Source organism: Prosthecobacter fluviatilis, from assembly GCF_055388355.1.
Window position 1 is genome coordinate 629688 of record NZ_AP043782.1, and the last position, 18398, is coordinate 648085.

Below are 18398 nucleotides of genomic sequence, written 5' to 3' on the forward strand. Positions count from 1 at the left end.
GACCCACTCATAACTTGAAGCTCGCTGGCAGCAACTCCGCCGTTGTAAGCATCACCGGTTTTCCATCTCTCATGAACCAGATGGGCGTCTCCGCCCCTGAAAACTCAGCGATCACCTGCCGGCAGGCCCCGCAGGGAGGGAACTCCTGTCCCAGCGCGACCACCGCCAGCTGAGCGATCTTCATGCCCGGGCCCTCCTCAGCCACGGCATGAAAGATGGTGCTGCGCTCCGCACAAATGGTCAGGCCGTAGCTTGCATTCTCCACGTTGCAGCCTGTGAACAGGTTTCCTTTCGCAGTCAGCAGCGCACAGCCGACCTGGAAGTGCGAATAGGGGGCGTAAGCTTTCGCGGCAGCGGCGGTGGCTGATTCCAGGAGTGCGGAGGCTACAGTCATCATTTCTTCTTGTTCTTATTCGGCTCTGCGGCAGGTGCCGGTGCAGCAGATTGCGGCCCATCTTTGATCAGACCTGCGCGGCTGAGCTTTTCCTTGGCCGCGTCCGCCTTGAGCCCGCCCGTGGGCAGGTCAAAACCGAGGGTGTCGCCGTTTGGGGTGAACCCGTTGCCGTCGGCATCGACATAGATGGGGTTGTTGTAAGCGCAGGGGCGCACCTTGGCGTAGTCGCTGGTGCCGTAGCAGGTTTTTTGGTCGCCGTCTTCATCGATGGCTACGACAATGAGATGCGCATCGTGCTGCAGAGGCACATGGATTTTTTCATCAAACTTCACCACGCCGTTCTTGAACATCTGGGGGTGGGTGGCGCGGGTGAAATTGAGCTTGGGGTCCGGGCGGCTGTTCACCAGCACCTGCACGCGGTCGATGTCCATCCAGTCGGTGCACTGCACGCGCACCTTGAGGTCGATGCCGCCGGTGGAACGGTCATCGTCTCCGGCGATCTTGCCGTTCTGCGTGGTCACTTCCAGAAAGGGACCGGTGCTGAGCACCAGGTGTCCGGCCTTGGCATGCGGGGAGAGTTCCGACCAGTCGATCTTGGCGGGCTCATCAGAGCTGCTGGGCAGGTAGCAGCGCCAGCAGCCGACGCCATTGCCATAGACCGAGTGCGCATCTGCCACGCCCACGGCGGTGACGCGAAGGCCCTGGTTCAGCAGCTGGCGCCACACAAACTCACGCACTGCTGAGACCTTCATGGCCAGCGAACCTTTGGGCCGGCTCAGAGTGAAAGGGGACTCGGCCAGGATTTCGGTGCCTGCGCCGTTCTGAGATTCGGCACCGTCGATCATGCTGCCCACGCCCACAAAACCGCCGTCCTGAATGCCGTCGCTGTCGCGGTCGATGAACATGTTGGAGAGGTCTGGATGGTTGAACTGGATCCAGCGGTCCGCACGCTCCGTCTGCCAGCGGCGCAGGGTCAGCACGGTGATGCGCGGATCGTCATTCCATTCGGGAGCGCCACCGTTCTGCTTGAGCGGCTCGGGCTCAAACGGGAAGGCATTGACGTGCTGCCGGCTGCCGGTCAGCTCGATGCCCTTGACTGTCTTGACGTGGTTCTCCAGCCCCAGTGCCTTGATCGTTGGCTCCCAGTCATAGAAGCGGTTGTGCTCGGTGGTGGGGGTGAATTCCAGATTCTCCGCCGCGATGTTGATCAGGCGTCCGTCGGTGTCGCACACGTTGTCACCGCTGGGGGTGCTGTGGTTGTGGAAGTCGGCGCTGATCCAGCCCTTGGTGTCCACGATACGATTGAGCGTGCCTTTGAAGACGGCTTCCTTTCCGGCTTCGAGTGTGATCTCCTTTTTCAGGTGGGCGTACTCAGGGCCGCGGACTACCACGACGTGATATTTGCCCGGGGGCAGCTGCTGGGTGAAATGGCCGTTCTCGCTCATGTATTGGTCCACACAGCCGTGTGCGCGCCACTTGGGGCCGAGATCGAGCTTTGGCGCGCCCTCGTCCAGCGGGGCAAAGTGGGCCTTGCAGGGAATGGGCTTGCCGGCTTCATCGGTGATCTCAAATCGAATGCGCGAGGCGCCGGACATGGTCACCTTGGGCGCGGCGGTCGTTCCTTCGGCCACGGTCAGGGAGATTTTGGCGTCCGTGCGGCCCAGGTCCACGACCTGCAGCTCGGCCGGTCCCTGCGGGAGTTTGAGGCTGTATTTGCCATCGGCATCCGGATAGGCGGGAATGCCTTTGTCACCTTCGGGCACGACGATCTTGGCTGTGCTCACGCCTTTGCCGCTGCCGTCGGCGATCGTGCCGCTCACCGTGCCAAGTTTGTCACCTTTGACGGAGCGAAACTCGCCCACCGCTTGCGCTGGCGAGGTGCCGATGGCGAAGAAGCGTGAGATGACCACTTCCTGCTTTGGGGCCAGGCTCAGGTTGTCCTCCACTTTGTCAGCGCCCTTTATTTCGAGGTTGCCGACAGCGTAGCCGCATTTGTGGGCCGGATTGATGGCGTCTGCCCAGGAGATGCCGTCCGTGGTCTTTCCGGTGGAGTCAAAGCGGGTGAAGTCAGACTTGGTGAAAACGACCTGAGGCTTGTCGGTTTCGTTGCGCAGGGTGGTGGTGATGTAGATGCCCTGCACGCCGTCCTTCACGCGGTATTCATGACGCTTGTACACGCCGCCATTTTTTGCTGCGGTGGTCACAGACTCCACGGCGGCCTCGCTTTTTTCTTTGGAGCTGGCTATCTTTACATAGCTCACATGGCCGTGGCCGCAGGGGCCATAGACGACGAGCTGGTCGTTGTTCGCGCCGCGCAGGGTCAGATCATACAGGCAGCCGGGAGTGACGCCGTCCTCGCCGTAAAAGGTGCTCATGTTGGCCCGGCGATTCGGCGAATTTTGCGAAATCACCGCCTCCACCTTGTCGCTGCGCAGCACGAAGTCGCCCAGGATGCCGTCTGCCTCCTTGCCCTTGGGCAGTTCGGTTTCGCGGCCGAGCGCGGCTTCAAAGACTTCAGCGGCAGGCAGTGATGAGCCTGCCATGAGGAGGGAGAGCAGAAGGGCTGACTTCATGAGTTGGAAAATGAGAGCTGTAACCAACGCCGCACGGAGTCACATCTTGTGAATGGAAACAAATTAGTTATTCTCGTGCGTGCCCGGCTCTTCAAAACGTCTCCTCTGGCTCGATCTTTTCCGTGGTCTGGCCGTGCTGGGCATGGTGTGGACGCACTCGGCCAACACCTTTCTCGAGGCAGGCCTGCAGAAAACGGCGTGGTATCGGGAGATGAGCTACTACCACGGGCTCATCGCGCCCGCCTTCTTCTGGATCGCGGGCTATGTGCGGGCGCACATCACTGCCGGAGCCCCCAAGCCAGCGCTGCCTGCCCTCAGGCGTCTGCTGATGGTGCTGCTCATCGGGTATCTGATGTATGTGCCGTGGAATGATCTTTTTCATGCGCAGGCATGGCGCGCCGCCTGCACGGTCAATGTGCTGCACTGTCTGGCCATCAGCGGCATGCTCATGCTGCTGGCCGAGCGCTTTGGCCGTTGGAGGCCGGTGGCAGCGGCTTTCTTGCTGCTCTTCTTTGTCGGCCTGCAAACATCCGCCGAGCACTGGCACACGGGGCTGCTGGTCATAGACCAATACCTCAACCGCAGCCAGGGCTCGCTCTTCGCGCTGTTTCCCTGGGTGGGCTTTGGGCTGGCAGGGTTTCTGACGCGCAGCCTCTGGAGTGGCAGGCCGGACCGCCATGCGGTGCTTGTGTTTGCTATGGGGGCGCTGCTGGCTTTTGCGCAGCCATGGTCTCCCTGGCCGGGCGGAGCACCGGAGTTCTTTCTGGAGCGCCTGGGCTGGGTGCTGATGGCCGCCGTGGTGGTGGCCTGCGTGGCAGAGTGCGTCGGTCCGGCCACCGGGTGGCTGCACCTCGCGGGACGGGAATCCCTGACTCTCTACGTGGTGCATCTGCTGCTCATTCATGCCGTGCCGCTGCCCAGGCAGCCGCTGCAGTTTTTGATTGGGCCCACGCAGCCTATGTCGGTGGTGTTTGGCATCTTCGTCCTGCTCTTTGTGCTCTCGCTGGCGGCAGGGTGGGGGAATGAGCGGCGTAAGATGCGTGCAAAAAGCAGCCGCGCCTGACAGCACCCGCCACGAGCTCGGCAAGAGCCGTGCGGTTTCAGCCGTAGATGAATCATTCCCCATGATTCAAAGCCGCTACGTCATCTCATTGTTTCTGCTCACCACCCCGCTCGCCGCCGAGGTGGCGAAGGTGCATCCGGCGCAGGCAATGGGACTTTTAAAGACGCAGTGCCTGGGCTGCCACAATGCCGACAAAAAGAAGGGCGGTCTCTCTCTGGAGACGCGCGACCTGGCTCTGAAGGGCGGCGAAAACGGGGCCTCCATGATCTCAGGGGATGCCGACCACAGCGCGCTGATCAAAGCGCTCAGCGACCCCGGCGATGCCCACATGCCGCCGAAGAAGCAGCTTCCGGAAAAGCAGATCAACCTGCTCAAGGCCTGGGTGAATGCAGGCGCACCGTGGGATGATGCGGCGCTGAAGCAGTTTGGCGAACTCACGCCTGCGGACAAGCTGGCCGCGCTGCCTGCCGGGCACACGCCCTCGGCGGCCATCGCCCTTAGTCCTGATGGCAAACGGCTGGCCGTGGGCCGTGGCAATCAGGTGCTGATCCGTGATGTCTCGGCGCAGGCTGCTCCGGTGGTCACTACTTTGGCAGGGCACAAGGACGTGGTGCAGTCGCTGGCTTGGAATGCAGACGGCAGCCTGCTGGCAGCGGGCGGGTATCGCAGCGTGCTGGTTTGGAATGCGGCGGACTGGAAGGTGGCTCACACACTGGCCGCTCCGCTGGAGGGGCGTGTGACGGGACTCGTCTTCGTGCCGGACAAGACCACGCTCATTTTGGCAGACGGGGCCATGAGCCAGAAGGGCATCCTGCACCGCTGGAAGCTTGGCGAGTCCAAGCCTGCACAGACGGTGGAGGCGCATTCAGACAACATTCTGAGCCTTGCGCTGAGCCGAGATGGCAAGCAGGTCGCCACAGGCGGCGCGGACAATCTGGCCAAGGTGTGGGATGCCGCCACTCTGAAGGAGACGGCCAAGATCGAGGGGCATGTGGGTCACATTGTGGCGGTCGCTTTCAATGCGGACGGCAAGTGGCTGGCCACCGGCAGCGCGGACAAAGACCTGAAAGTCTGGGACATCGCCAGCAAGGAGATGATCATGCTGCTGGGGGACAAAACCACGCCGGTGAATGCGCTGCTGTGGTCGCCTGACTCCACCAGCCTGACCTACTTCAATGACAATGGCCATGTGCATGGTGTGACCGAGCTGAAGGCACATGACGGTGTGCGTCTTGCCTTCAACTCCGGCACAGACAAACGCCTCGGCGCTCTCGATGGCGTGCCGAATGCCGCCGTGAGCGCCGCTGACGGCAAGAATGTGTATGCCGCCACGGATGGTGGAGAGGTTTACCAGATCGATGAAAAGCAGAAGATCATCAAGCTGGATGGTCCTGCAGCCGTGCCCGCCGCGCCCAATCCCCAAGCGCTCTCGTTTACGCAGGACATCCTGCCCGTGCTCAGCAAGGCCGGGTGCAATCTCGGCAGCTGCCATGCCAAATCTTCAGGGCAGGCAGGGTTCAAGCTCTCCATCTTTGCCTTTGATCCCAAGGGGGACTACATGGAGCTGGTGAAGGACTCCCGCGGACGCCGGGTATTTCCCGCACAGCCGGAGGACAGCCTGCTGCTGCAAAAGGCCGTGGTGCGTGTGCAGCACGAGGGCGGTCAGCGTTTTGAGCCGGACTCCGACTCCGCAAAGACCATCGCAGAATGGATACGGCAGGGCATGCCGTACGAGACCCCCAACCAGCCCGCGCTGACGGGCATTGACGTTTCACCGGCGGAGAAGACTTACCGCAAAAACGAAGCTGGCAGCCTGAAGGTTACTGCGAAATACAGCAACGGCACCACGCGTGATGTCACTGGTCTGACAGATTACATCTCCTCAGAAAAGTCCATCGCCACGGTGGATGAGGAGGGTCACATGAAGACCACAAATGAAAGCGGCGAGACCGTCATTGTGGCGCGCTATATGGGGCAGGTGGCCATCTCCCGCGTGGCGGTGCCTGCGGACAAGCTGCTGCCTCCGGAGCGCTACGCCGGGCTGACCGTGCGCAACGAGATCGACAAGCTCGTGTATGCACGCCTGCAAAAGCTCGGCCACCTGCCCAGCGACACCTGCAGCGATGCGGAGTTCCTGCGCCGCAGCACGCTGGATGCCATCGGCATGCTGCCCACGGTGGAGGAGTCGCGCGCCTTTGCCGCGAACAAGGACCCGAAAAAGCACGAGCAGTGGGTGGATGCACTTTTGCAGCGCCCGGAGTGGGCAGACCACTGGGCCATCAAATGGGGAGACCTCATCCGTCCCAATCCCTCCCGCGTGGGTGTGAAGCCCGTGTATCTGCTGGACCAATGGCTGCGCCAGAGCTTCCGCGAAAACAAGCCCTGGAACCAGCTGGTGCGCGAACTGCTCACCGCGCAGGGCAACACGCATCACAACGGCCCCGTGGCCGTCTGGCGCGACAAACGCGAGCCCGTGGACGCCGCCACCTTTGTGGGGCAGATATTCCTCGGTGTACGCCTTGAGTGCGCCAAATGCCACCACCACCCGACGGAGAAGTGGGACATGACCGATTATTATCAGATGGCTGCGTTCTTCACTCAGATGAAGCGCAAGGGGCAGGGGATCTCCGCGCCGATCAGCGGTGAGCCCGAGCAGATGTGGTTCGCACCTGGCAGTGCGGGCATCGAGCATCCCGTCACCAAAGCCACGCTGAAGCCGCGCCCGCCTGCGGACAAGGAGATCGCCATTCCCGAGACCACGGATCCACGCGCCGCGCTGGCCGACTGGATGACCAATCCGCATAACCCCTACTTTGCGCCTGCCATCGTGAACCGCGTGTGGTCCAGCTTCATGGGGCGCGGCATCGTTGATCCCGTGGACGACTTCCGCGCCTCCAACCCGCCCACCAATGCGGCGCTGCTGGACTGGCTGGCGCAGGATTTTGTAAAGCATGGCTACGATTTGAAGCACCTGATGCGCACCATCATGCTATCCCAGGTTTACCGTCTCAGCAGCATGCCGAACGAGACGAATGTTGCTGATCTGAAAAACTACAGCCGCAGCTACCGCCGTCGCCTGCCCGCTGAGACTCTACTCGATGCCGTGTGCACCGTCACCGAGGTGCGCGAGACTTTCTCCGGCATGCCTTCGGACACCCTGGCCAAGCAAACTTGGAATCACAAGCTTGAAAGCCAGTTCATGGATGCCTTTGGCCGCCCAAACGCGAGCTCTGAATGCCCTTGTGAGCGCGACGCCAAGCCCAGCGTGGTGCAGGCCCTGCATCTTATGAACTCCACCAAGCTTCAGGACATGCTCGTCAGCGCCAAAGGCCGCGCTGCGCGCCTGGCCAAGAGTGATCTCAAGCCCGCGCAGATCGTGGAGGAGCTCTACCTCGCCAGCTACTCACGCCTGCCCACCCCTGAAGAGGCCGCCATTGCTGGCAAGGCCGTGGATGTCGGAACCGCCAGCCGCCAGGCCGCCATCGAGGACGTGATGTGGAGCCTGCTGAACTCGGCGGAGTTCGTTTTTAATCACTGAAGCCGATACTTTTGTTCGCTTTCGCAAGAACTGTTTGGGAGTGGCGTAATTTCCACATCTGACACCCAACACGAATGTCTCGATTCACACACAACTGCGCCGGTCACATGCGGCGTGACTTTCTGAAACTTGGCCTCACCGCCGCAGGTGGTGGGCTGGGATTTACAGATATGCTGCGTGCACGTGCCATGGCGGCGCAGGCTCCGCAGCCGTCGCTGTCGCGCCCTGTAAACTGCATTCTGGTGTGGCTGGATGGCGGCCCTTCGCATTACGAGATGTTTGACCCCAAGCCGAACGCACCGAGCGAGATCCGTGGTGAACTGGGCACCATCCGCACCAGCGTGCCGGGCGTGCATTTCTCCGAGAGCGTCCCGCATCTGGCCAAAGCGGCTGACAAATTCACCGTGCTGCGCAGTGTGACGCACAAAGACCCGAACCACGGCGGCGGAAATCACTACATGATGACGGGCGCCCCCACGCCTGTGCCCGTGGGCTGTGGTGCGTTTGTCACCTTTCATCCTTCCTTCGGCAGTGTGGTCAGCTACAAGCGCGGCGTGAAAAACGGCCTGCCTGCCTACATGACCCTGCCCAGCATCACCCGCAGCGGTGGCCCCAATTTCCTCGGTGCGGAGCATGCGCCTTTCGTCGCCGGTGGCGATCCCAACGCGAAGGGCTTCAAGGTGCGTGATGTGGTGCTGCCCTCTGACATCAGTGATGCACGCGGCCTGGCTCGTCGTGAGCTGCGCCACTCCCTGGACCGAATGAAGCGCCTGAACAGCGCCCTTGCGGAAGATCCGGCGGTGAGTTTTGACACCTTCTACGGTCAGGCAGTCGATCTGATCGCCTCGAAGCCGGCCCAGGAGGCGTTTGACATCTCTATGGAGGACGATAAAACGCGTGATCTCTACGGCCGTAACGATCTGGGGCAGCGCATGCTCCTGGCACGGCGTCTCGTGGAAGTTGGCGTGCCTTTCGTCACCGTGAACTACGGCGGCTGGGACCACCACCGCGACGTTTTCAAGACCTGCAAAGGTGAGTTCATGCAAAAGTTTGACCAGGGACTCGCCGGGCTCATTACCGATCTTGACCGTCGTGGCCTGCTGGAAAGCACGCTGGTCGTTGCTCTGGGGGAATTTGGTCGCACGCCCAAGATCAACAAGGACTCCGGTCGCGATCATTGGCCTGGCGCCATGAACATCCTCTTCGCTGGTGCAGGAGTCCCGCGCGGCGGCATCGTAGGTGCCACCGACCCCAAGGGCTACTACGCCAGTGATAACATCTACTCGCCGGAAGATTTTGCTGTCACGCTTTACACCAAGCTCGGAATTGATCCGCATCAGGTGCTTCACGCTGGCAGTGGTCGCCCAGTGCAGCTGATCAATGGCGGCCGCCCCATCCGTGAGCTTTTTGCGTGATGCGGCGGAAAACGAAGAACGAAAAACATCGGGTGACGAATGGCTGGCATGTTCTGGCATTCGTCACTCTTTGCTCCTCACCTTTGGCGGCTGCACCGCCTGCCTTTGACAGCATCTTTCCTGCGGGCGGCATGATCGGCACACGCGTGGAGGCGAAAGCTGTCGGCAAAGGGTTGGAAAAGGAAGGGGTTCTTGCCTGGAGCAGCAGTCCGCATGTGGTGGTACTGGGTGGCGACAAGCCGATGAAGTTCTTCCTCAGCATTGCCAAGGAGGCTGTGCCGGGCCCCTGCCTGGTTCGGCTTTACAATGAGAGCGACGCCTCGCCGCCGCGCATCGTGGAGGTGGGCAAGTACGAAGAGCTCACAGAAAAGGAACCCAACGACACACTGGCCGACGCCCGGCAGTCTGCAGCAAAGATGAACGTGACCTTCAACGGCGTGCTGGAAAAGGCCGGAGATGTGGACACCTATGCCATCCAGGCAAAGCAGGGAAAAAACATGCGTCTGGAGCTGCATGGCTACGCACTTGGCTCTCCCATGGACCCCGCCATGCGCCTGCTGAACGACAAGGGCGTGGAGATCGCCGCAGGGCATGACACGCACAATCTCGATCCACGCATCGAATACACCCCTGCAGCCGACGCCACGCTGTATGTGCAGCTTTTTTCTTTTGCCCATCCTCCTGCGGCGGATGTGAGCTTCAAAGGCAGCGCCAATCACGTGTATCGCCTCACGGTCACCGACGAGCCCAAGCCTGCCGTCGCAGCGAACGAGCTCAAGACCCTGACATTGCCCGCCACGGTCAATGGCTGCATCAGCAAGAATGGAGAGGAAGACACTTACACTTTCAATGCCAAGAAAGGCGATGACCTTCAGCTGCGCGTACGCGCCCAAAGCCTGCACAACAGTGAGCTGGATGCCGCACTGCGGATTGAAGACTCTGCCGGCAAGGTGCTGCAGCAGGCGGATGACAGCGACAAGGAAGTTCTTGACCCGACGCTGCGCTGGAAAGCCCCAGGCGATGGCGAGTACAAGCTGGTCGTCGCCGACCGCTTCCATCACGGCAGCGCAGAGCATGGCTATGAGCTGACCGTCGCCCCCTTCAAGCCCAGTCTCACCGCCACGCTCGACACCCATGCCTACCGCCTCGAAGCGGGCAAGTCCGTGGAGGTGAAGCTCACTGTGAAACCCAGCGGCATCTACACAGGCAAGATCAAGGCCCAGGCGGTCAATCTGCCTGCGGGTGTCACCGCAGAGAGTGTGGATATTCCAGCAAAAGGCGGAGAGGTGAAGCTCACCCTCAAAGCCACTCCCGAAGCCGTCGCCAGCCAGGCCCCCTTTGCGGTGGAGATCACCACCAGCGCACGGGATGCCGTGGAAACACTCAAGGCCACCTACGCCATCCCATTCACCGAGCCTCGCGGAGATCTGCTCATCATGACCGATGACCATCCCTGGCTGACGCTGGTGGCCAAGAAGCCTTAAGTACGATGGACACTCCTGTCCGTCGATCAGCGCTTTCGCCACATCCAGGGAACACGAGTATTCATCGCGTTTAAGGCGTTGGGCGTGTCGTGAACGCTGACCGACGAGAGTGCCTGTCGCACCTCAAACCCCAGAACGTTTGCCCCATCCACCACCGCCCGGCGTTTCCATGATCACGCGATCTCCAGCCTCCACATCAAACGACGTGCAACCCTCCAGCGATGTGGAGGTGCCGCCACGCACCAGAGTCTGACGCCCGCATTTTCCGGCAGAGCCGCCATGCAGACCAAAGGGAGCCTCCACGCGGTGCTGGGTCAGCAGGCTGACGGTGAGCGGCTGCAGAAACTCAAACTCGCGGATCACTCCATCTCCTCCGCGCCATTCTCCAGCACCCCCGGAACCACGCCGGATGGCAAACTGGCGCAGGCGTACAGGATAGCGCTGCTCGATGATTTCGGGGTCGGTGATGGCGGTGTTTGTCATGTGCGTGTGCAGCGCATGGGCACCGTGGTAACCATGGCCCGCACCAGCACCCCCGGCGATCGTTTCGTAGTAGCCAAAGCCGGCTCCGCCAAAGAGGAAGTTGTTCATCGTGCCCTGGCTGCATGCCTGCAGGCCCAGCGCCTTGATGAGCGTATCGACCAGTCGCTGGCTTACCTCCACATTGCCGCCCACCACGGCGGGATCGAGCGCGGCAACGCCGGTGAAGGTGGGATTGAGAAGCGATTCGGAGCAGCGGATTTCCACCGGCTCTGTCAGGCCCTCGTTCAGCGGCAGGTCCTCCTGCAGCATGAGGCGCATCACATACAGCACGGCGCTGCGCACGATGGCGGTGGTGGCGTTCAGATTTCGCGGATGCACTCCCGAGGTGCCGGTGAAATCAAGCATGAGTTTGCCGGAGCCCTTGCGCATCGTCACGGCGATGACCGAGCCATCGTCCAGACTCTCCTGTGCGGAGATCGAGTCAGGCAGCCGGGCAATCTGGGTGCGCATGACCGCGGCGGAGTGATTCAGGATGCCCTGCATGAGGCCTTGCAGTGAATCATCTGCCAGAGCACGCAGCCGCTCTGCTCCATGCAGGTTGGCGGCCAGCTGGGCGTGCAGGTCGGCGATGTTGTCGGCCAGATTGCGGGTAGGATATGCTGCGGTGGTCAGCAGGGTGCTGATGTCATCAAAACAGGAGGCTCCACCACGGATCAGGTGCTGCGGTGCGATGACCACGCCCTCCTCGATCAGCCGTGTGGCTGTGGCAGGCATGGAGCCGGGTGTGATGCCGCCGATCTCGGCATGATGCGCCCGATTGGCAATGTAACCGATCAGCCGGTGCCGCGTATCGTGCACGGGGGTGATGAGCGTCACATCCGGCAGATGTGAGCCGCCATACGCAGGATGATTGGTGATGATGGTATCTCCTGGCAGCATGGGCACGGCCTTGGTCACCTCACGCACGCACACGCCCAGCGCCCCTAGATGCACGGGGATGTGCGGGGCGCTGGAAAGCAGACGGCCGTGGGGATCCAGCAGGGCGCAGGAGAAATCCAGCCGCTCGCGGATGTTGGTGGAGATGGCGGTGCGGCAGAGCAGGGCACCCATGTCGCTGACGATGGAGTGGAAGCGGTGGCGCAGCAGGTCGCGCTCGAGCGCGGGGGCTGCACCCACCACACGGGCAGAGCGCAGCACATGGCCAAAGCCGGCGACCTTTTCCGCCGTCCATCCCGGCGCGATGACGATGGTGCTGAAGGCATCCTGAATCAGCGCGGGCGTGGGATCGAGCGTCTCGGCGTTCAGAGCAGCCGCAGATGCCGTCGCCTGAGGCTCTCTCACGATAATGCGGAGGCTCACCACCTCAATCATGCGACCGGCCGGCGGCGGGTAGCCAAACAGGCGCTCATACACGCATGCGTAAAGCTGCGGCAGATCGGCGGGATCGTTGAACTCCACCTGCAGCGGCGTGTCCTGGCCTTTGAGCCGCAGCTCGGCGATCTGAGTGCGCTCACCCGGAGGCATGGCTGCAAGCTCGGCAGTCAGGACTGTCAGCGCGGCCTCCAGTGGCTGGCGGATTTCCTTTTCAAGGATCCGCTCCTGCACCGCTTCCTGCAAACCGACGGCGCTGAGGATGCCGGCATGTTCTGGGACGAGGATTGTCTGGATGCCCAGCGCCTCGGCCACGGCACAGGCATGCTGCGGGCCCGCGCCGCCAAAGGCAAGCAGCGCGTGCTCGGCGGGGGCGTAGCCTTCGCCTATGGAAATGCGGCGGATGGCATCGGTCATGTGCTCCACGGCCAGGCGCAGCAGCGAGTGCAGCAGCTCGGTCTCGGTACCCGTGCTGCCGATTTGTGCATGCAGTTCGCTGAGGCGACGCCGTGCCGCATCCATATCCAGAGGGATGGGAGCGCGCGCCGGGTCAAAGCGGCCGAGCAGCAGGTTCACGTCCGTGATGGTCAGCGGGCCGCCCTTGCCATAGCAGGCGGGGCCTGGGGTTGAGCCAGCGCTTTGCGGCCCCACTGCCAGACCATGGTGTGTTAGGTGGCAGATCGAGCCCCCGCCAGCGGCCACCGTCTCAATGGCCACACAGGGGGCCAGGAGCTGCATGCCCGCCACGTTTTGAGAAAAGCGGTAGCCCGGCCGGGAGTCGATGCGCGCCACGTCCGTGCTGGTGCCGCCCATGTCGAGCGTGATGATCTTGGAGATGCCCACGCGTCGTGCGGCATTCGCCGCACCGATGGCGCCACCCGCAGGCCCGCTGAGCAGCATGTCCTTGGGCCGGATGTCCTCGGCGGTCTTGAGCCCGCCTGCGCTCGTCATCACCTGCATGTCTGGCGAGACCCTGCGGATGCCATTGAGGAAGGACTGCACCGGAGCATGCAGATAGGCGTCCGCCACAGTGCTCTGCGTACGGGGCAGCAGCTTGGCAAAGGCGGCGGTCTGATGAGAAAGCGTCAGATGGGTGAACCCACACTCACGCAAAATGGAGGCCACACGCAGCTCATGCTGTGGATGTGCATGCCCATGCAGCAGCGAAATGGAGGCCGTGGAGATGCCTCTGGCAAGGCAATCCTGTGCGGCGGCACGCACACAGCTTTCATCGAGCGGCAGAATCACCTCACCAGCAATGCTGACCCTCTCCGGCACCTCACAGACAGCTTCGTGGAATAGCACGCGAGGCACGTGTCTCAGCGCGAAAAGATCGCCACGGCGTTGGTCGCCGATCTGCAGGAGGTCTCCGAAGCCTTGCGTGATGAAGAGGGCGATGCGTCCGCCTTTGTGCTCCAGCAGCGCATTGGTGGCTCGTGTGGTGGCGATGCGGAGATCCAGCGGTGGAAACTGCTGGCCCGGCGGCGTGTTGGTCAGAATACGGGCACCGAGCACCGGCGCCTCTTCACCCGTGGAAAGCTCCAGCAGTGTGCCCGCCGGCCAGGGGGACGGGGCATCCAGCGTTACCTCGCCGGTGCTGTGGTCGAAAGCAGTGATGATTCGCGTAGCCAAGCCACCTGCATCGAGGATGCTGAAGCCAACGAGCAGTCCCGGCGGAAGGGCAGGCAGGCCGGAAAGATGGAGCTGAGTGTTTACCCCACGTTCTGCAACGGCGCGCAGATGTCCGGTGGAAAGCACCTTGCAGCGCGACTCATGCCCTTGAGGATCGAGTGCGTGGCAATCGGTGAACGTTCCGCCGGTGTCTGCTGCGATGCGCCATTTCACGGCTGTTTGGGGGCATCCTTGGGCGCTGCGAAATCAAGGTCAGGCACCCAGCGCAGCTCTTTAAAGGCGTCGTAGTAGGGTTCGCAATTGGGTGCTTTGAAAGCGGCCACGCCACGTTTCACCCATTCGTTGCCCTTGTTGGGATCTCCTGCGTCAAAGGCGATGGCCGCCTTGCAGAAATAGTAGGCAGGCGTGTCGTCCATGAAGGTAAAATTCTCCGCGATGATCTGGTCGGCGGCCTGGCGATGTCCCAGCTTGATCTCACACAGCACTCGCTTGTAATGAACGAGATGGCGGATGACCATGGGCAGCTTGGGGTAGTCGGCGATCAGTTTGGTAAATGATTGCAGCGCCGTACCAAATTCATGCTTCACAAAGTGGTATTCAGCCAGATTGAACTTGGGCAGCGGACTGTCTGGCTGGAGCTGCGCCGCTTTTTCAAACTGGGGCAGTGCGAGGTCAAAATCCCGGCGCCGTGGTGCCAGATAGATGTCTCCACGCAGTGCGTAGATGTCGGCCACATTGGGATTTAGCTTTTCCGCAGCGTCCAGTTTTTCCAGGGCATCGGTGTAGCGCTGCTTTACGCGCATTTCACGGGCCTCCAGCAGCAGTTTCTTGACCTCCTCGGAGGCCTGCGGCTGGGCTGCGGCCTTCGCCGCCTGTGCCATGGCTGAAGCGATGCCGAGCGTCAAAAACAGGAAGGTGTGAAGCAGTCTCATGAAGGAGGGGATGTTAGAGTGTGATTCGGATTCAGGCAAGGCGGGCACGCATGTTGGTTTCAGCGCTGTCACACATGCCACGCAGGATTTCGGGGCTGATCCACTCGGCTCCAAGTGACAGAATTGTTTCACGAACCATGCCGTCGGCGGAAACCACCCTCATAGGGCGCTCCTTGCCATATCTGGCCACTAGCCGTTCGATGATGGTGTCCGCCGTGGTGCCGGGGTCTGCATAAATGATCTGCAGCCCCTGAGGCTCGCGCTCCTCATTGGTGCCCTGCCTGGCGCCGTCAAAGACCACCACCACCTGCATCCCGCTCATGTCCTGGAGATTTCTCAGGCGCTTGAGCAGCTCCGTGCGGGCAAGATGTCGCCGGGAGGCCACCCGGTGCTCACGCCTGAGCTCGGGCCACGCGTGAATGACGCTGTGGCCGTCCACAAGCAGATACGTCAGCGGGGCGGGCATGATGCTGAAGTTAAAGGGCCAAAGCTCAAAGTTTCAAGCTGGGAGCGAGCCTCCGGCAACTTGAAGCTTTAAACCTTGAACTTGAACTCCCACATCAAACCGGCACGGCTTTCGCCTTCTCATACTCCTCATTGATGAGGCAGAGGTCGCCAAGGGCTTCCTTGAGAGGGTCGATCTCCTTGGCGCTGAAGCCCAGGTGCAGGTGTCTGCGCCAGCCTTCAGCGTATTCAAATTTGCCGGAGAGCCTGCCGACGGCACGGGAGGCCTCGTCCATGCTGATGAGATAGGAGTCCATGCCCTGGCTCACGTCCAGCCAGTGCTTCTGGCTTTCGTGGGCGGCGAGGGATTCACGCTTGCGGGCATGCACGCTGGTGGTGTCCACATACTGGCCTGCCATGAGCTTCTGGCGCAGGGGATCGCACAGGCCATGCGGCATGGCGTGGTAAACCGTCACATCGTGGGCATAGGAGGGCAGATGGGGATCTGTCTGAAAATTGGGGATGCAGTGGGAAAATGCCGCTGTGACCGCCAGACGGCAGGCTTGCATGTGGTCCTCCATGTAGTCTGCGGGCGCGTGTGTGAGCACGATGCTCGGTCTGGCCATGCGCACCACGGCGGCGACTTTGCGCAGGTAGGGGACGGAATACGTCAGCTCCAGATCGTCGCAGATGGGCGGATAAAACGTGGCCCCCAGGATGCGCGCCGCCTCCTGGGCTTCTGCGAGGCGCTTCTGGGTGGTGGTGGGACCATCCATCTGCACCGAGCCGCCGTTGCCGGTGCAGAGATTGATGTAATGAATGTCCCAGCCGCGGGCCTGCAGTTGCAGCAGGGTTCCGGCAGCGACGAATTCAATGTCGTCAGGATGGGCGAAGATGGCGAGGGCGGAAGGCATGAAAAAGTAGTTGAGAGCTTTAGCTCGTTCTGGAAACGCAGGGTGTCGCGTGAGTGAATGATGATCGGACTTACATCGCGAAAATCTTGTCCATGCGCTCCGTCAGCATTTTGAGGCCTCCGGAATTGATGCCGCCGCGCTGCTCGCTGATGGCCCAGCCGGTGTAGCCTGCGGTGTCGAGGGCTTTCATGATGGCGGGCCAGTTGTTGTCGCCTTCGGTGAGGTCGCAATCAAAGCCCTTCCACACGCCCTCTTCCTTCATCTTCTTGGTGCTGTACTCTTTGACATGGATGCGGTTGATTCGTTTGCCCAGCACCTTGATCCACTGCTCCGGCCAGCCGTAGCGCAGCACATTGCCGATGTCGAAGTGCCAGCCCACGATGGGATCTCCCACCTCGTCGAGGTAGCGCACGGCTTCCAGCGGGCTGAGGATGAAATTGTTCCAGACGTTCTCGATGGAAATCTTGACGCCCAGTTCCTTGGCCAGTGGCACAGCCTTCTTGATTTCGGTGATGGAGCGCTCCCACGCCACATCGTAGGGCACGGTTTCGCTCACCACGCCCGGCACCACGAGGATGGAGTCGGTGCCGTAGGCCTTGGCGTCACGCAGCGTGGTCAGCACGCCCTGCAGTCCTTCTTCACGAACCTTGGGATCATCATGGGTGAGCGTCTGCTTCCAGTGCGTGTGGCAGCACACGCTGGCCGCCTGCAGGCCGGACTGGCCAAGGGCGTCGATCACCTCCTGCTGGTTCATGCCTCCGGCGGGCTCGACCCCCTCGTATCCAGCCTCTTTGGCCGCCTTGTATTTTTCCACCAGCGTGCCTTTGAAACCCAGAGTGCCGCCCATGATGGCCTTGCGCAGCTTGCGGGCTGGCTTGGCGGCTTCCTGGGCAGAGATGCTACCCGAGGCGGCGAAAAGAGCGGTGGTGGAGAGAGATTTGATGAAGCGACGGCGTGAGGTCATGGCGTGAGAATACGCATGTGTATGACCTGTGCTGTCACAAACCGTCAATACAAACGTTGCGGCGTTTGTCAGGGACTAATGCGCACTCCTGAGTCGTCTGCAGATGAAAGAAATCCAGGCTGAAAACGGCCAAAGGCATGACCGCTTCCAGCCTGCTGAAATTTCAGTTCGCTGTTGTCAGGTGGCGCACAGCTGTCGGCACAATCGTGGCGGCGCTGTGAGGCGAGACCCACATCAGTCGTTCTTGGCCAGCAGCGCCTTTGCAGCCTTCTCGATCTTCGTGAGAAGATTGGACGGAAGCTCGGTGAGCAGCGGCAGAACGGGGCCGGTCTGCGCCACACCGGCCAGTTCGACGGCGTGATGCAGCACCAGGATCGGGCTGTGGGCATTGCGCAGATCTTCCAGCGCGACGAACTCAGCGCGGATCTTCTCAGCAGTGTCCCAGTCTTTCCTGAGGATGGCCTGCAGCATGGCTGTGGAGCGGCTTGGGGCGATGCACACGCAGCCAGCGGTGAAGCCGGTGACGCCGAAGTCACGCAGGTGAATGATGGCCGGCTGCTCGCCGATGCCGCTGACGATCATCTTGGGGTCCACCAGCTTGATCAGCTTCTTGAGGTAGGGGTCCTTCTTCGGGTCAGGCTCCACAATGGCGTACTTGATCCAGGAGATGAGGCCGTCGTTCACGAGTTCGGCGGCGAGTTCAGGGGTGATGTAGGCGCCGTCCTTGATGTAGAGCACGGCCTTGATGCCGGACTTTTCCACAAAATGGCGGATGGCCGTGGCCACCCCTGCGGGCTTGGAAGGGAAGAGCGTGGGCAGAAGCATCGCCGTGGGGAAGGCGAATTCACGGAGAATCTTGGCCTGATCCATTGCTGTGCCATACATCGGGCCCACCGAAGGCACGACCCACATGTCGTCCGGGGAAATGTCCACCAGCATCTTCAGCAGCGCATGGTACTCACTCGGGGCGATGTTGTAGAGGTTGGCGTTTCCCCCATAAAGCAGCGTGCGGATGCCGCCTTTGTACATGTGCTTGATCAGGCGGCTGTTCTGCGATTTGGCCAGGGACAGATCTTTGTTCCGGCACAGCGGTGGCACGGCGATGACGGAGGATTGGAGATCTTCAAAGGTGACAGGGGTGGTCTTCATGCAGACACCAAAGGAGCGCAGACAACGGCGGCTGCAAAGTAA

At 61.5% G+C, this 18398-nt stretch carries 12 protein-coding genes; 4 read left to right on the plus strand and 8 right to left on the minus strand.

What is annotated here, in order from left to right; genetic code table 11:
* Nucleotides 1–7 precede the first annotated feature (7 nt).
* Nucleotides 8–397: a cytidine deaminase gene (gene cdd, locus ACZ5WW_RS02205; RefSeq protein ID WP_377169617.1), complete on the minus strand. Its 390-nt coding sequence runs from the start codon at nucleotides 395–397 to the stop codon at nucleotides 8–10.
* The gene (locus ACZ5WW_RS02210) at nucleotides 394–2967 is read right to left on the minus strand and encodes a CehA/McbA family metallohydrolase (protein WP_377169619.1); all 2574 of its coding nucleotides are present in this window, start codon (nucleotides 2965–2967) and stop codon (nucleotides 394–396) included. The genes cdd and ACZ5WW_RS02210 overlap by 4 nt, the downstream gene beginning before the upstream one ends.
* Before the next feature lie 79 nt (nucleotides 2968–3046).
* Here ACZ5WW_RS02210 and ACZ5WW_RS02215 point away from each other — a divergent pair, with 79 nt between their 5' ends.
* The 4 genes from ACZ5WW_RS02215 (at nucleotide 3047) to ACZ5WW_RS02230 (ending at nucleotide 10467) form a co-directional block, all read left to right on the plus strand.
* Nucleotides 3047–4030, plus strand: a complete 984-nt coding sequence (locus ACZ5WW_RS02215; RefSeq protein WP_377169621.1) for a heparan-alpha-glucosaminide N-acetyltransferase domain-containing protein — start codon at nucleotides 3047–3049, stop codon at nucleotides 4028–4030.
* A 61-nt stretch (nucleotides 4031–4091) separates the two neighbouring features.
* On the plus strand, nucleotides 4092–7568 hold the full coding sequence (locus ACZ5WW_RS02220; RefSeq protein ID WP_377169623.1) for a DUF1553 domain-containing protein: 3477 nt from the start codon (nucleotides 4092–4094) through the stop codon (nucleotides 7566–7568).
* A gap of 74 nt (nucleotides 7569–7642) precedes the next feature.
* On the plus strand, nucleotides 7643–8983 hold the full coding sequence (locus ACZ5WW_RS02225; RefSeq protein WP_377169625.1) for a DUF1501 domain-containing protein: 1341 nt from the start codon (nucleotides 7643–7645) through the stop codon (nucleotides 8981–8983).
* 131 nt (nucleotides 8984–9114) lie between these two features.
* The gene (locus ACZ5WW_RS02230) at nucleotides 9115–10467 is read left to right on the plus strand and encodes a pre-peptidase C-terminal domain-containing protein (RefSeq protein ID WP_377169627.1); all 1353 of its coding nucleotides are present in this window, start codon (nucleotides 9115–9117) and stop codon (nucleotides 10465–10467) included.
* A 123-nt stretch (nucleotides 10468–10590) separates the two neighbouring features.
* Here the strand turns inward: ACZ5WW_RS02230 and ACZ5WW_RS02235 are convergent, their stop codons facing one another.
* The 6 genes from ACZ5WW_RS02235 to ACZ5WW_RS02260 form a co-directional block, all read right to left on the minus strand.
* Nucleotides 10591–14166 (minus strand): hydantoinase B/oxoprolinase family protein, encoded by a 3576-nt coding sequence (locus ACZ5WW_RS02235; RefSeq protein WP_377169629.1) that lies wholly within the window; start codon nucleotides 14164–14166, stop codon nucleotides 10591–10593.
* The gene (locus ACZ5WW_RS02240) at nucleotides 14163–14885 is read right to left on the minus strand and encodes a tetratricopeptide repeat protein (protein WP_377169631.1); all 723 of its coding nucleotides are present in this window, start codon (nucleotides 14883–14885) and stop codon (nucleotides 14163–14165) included. The genes ACZ5WW_RS02235 and ACZ5WW_RS02240 overlap by 4 nt, the downstream gene beginning before the upstream one ends.
* Before the next feature lie 31 nt (nucleotides 14886–14916).
* Complete coding sequence (locus tag ACZ5WW_RS02245) at nucleotides 14917–15351, minus strand: NYN domain-containing protein (protein WP_377169633.1); 435 nt, start codon at nucleotides 15349–15351, stop codon at nucleotides 14917–14919.
* 94 nt (nucleotides 15352–15445) lie between these two features.
* Nucleotides 15446–16243 (minus strand): PIG-L deacetylase family protein, encoded by a 798-nt coding sequence (locus tag ACZ5WW_RS02250; RefSeq protein WP_377169635.1) that lies wholly within the window; start codon nucleotides 16241–16243, stop codon nucleotides 15446–15448.
* Nucleotides 16244–16313: 70 nt separating this feature from the next.
* Nucleotides 16314–17207, minus strand: coding sequence for a sugar phosphate isomerase/epimerase family protein (locus ACZ5WW_RS02255; protein WP_377169637.1), 894 nt, complete (start codon nucleotides 17205–17207; stop codon nucleotides 16314–16316).
* A gap of 234 nt (nucleotides 17208–17441) precedes the next feature.
* Nucleotides 17442–18356: a dihydrodipicolinate synthase family protein gene (locus tag ACZ5WW_RS02260; RefSeq protein ID WP_377169639.1), complete on the minus strand. Its 915-nt coding sequence runs from the start codon at nucleotides 18354–18356 to the stop codon at nucleotides 17442–17444.
* Between the last annotated feature and the right edge of the window lie 42 nt (nucleotides 18357–18398).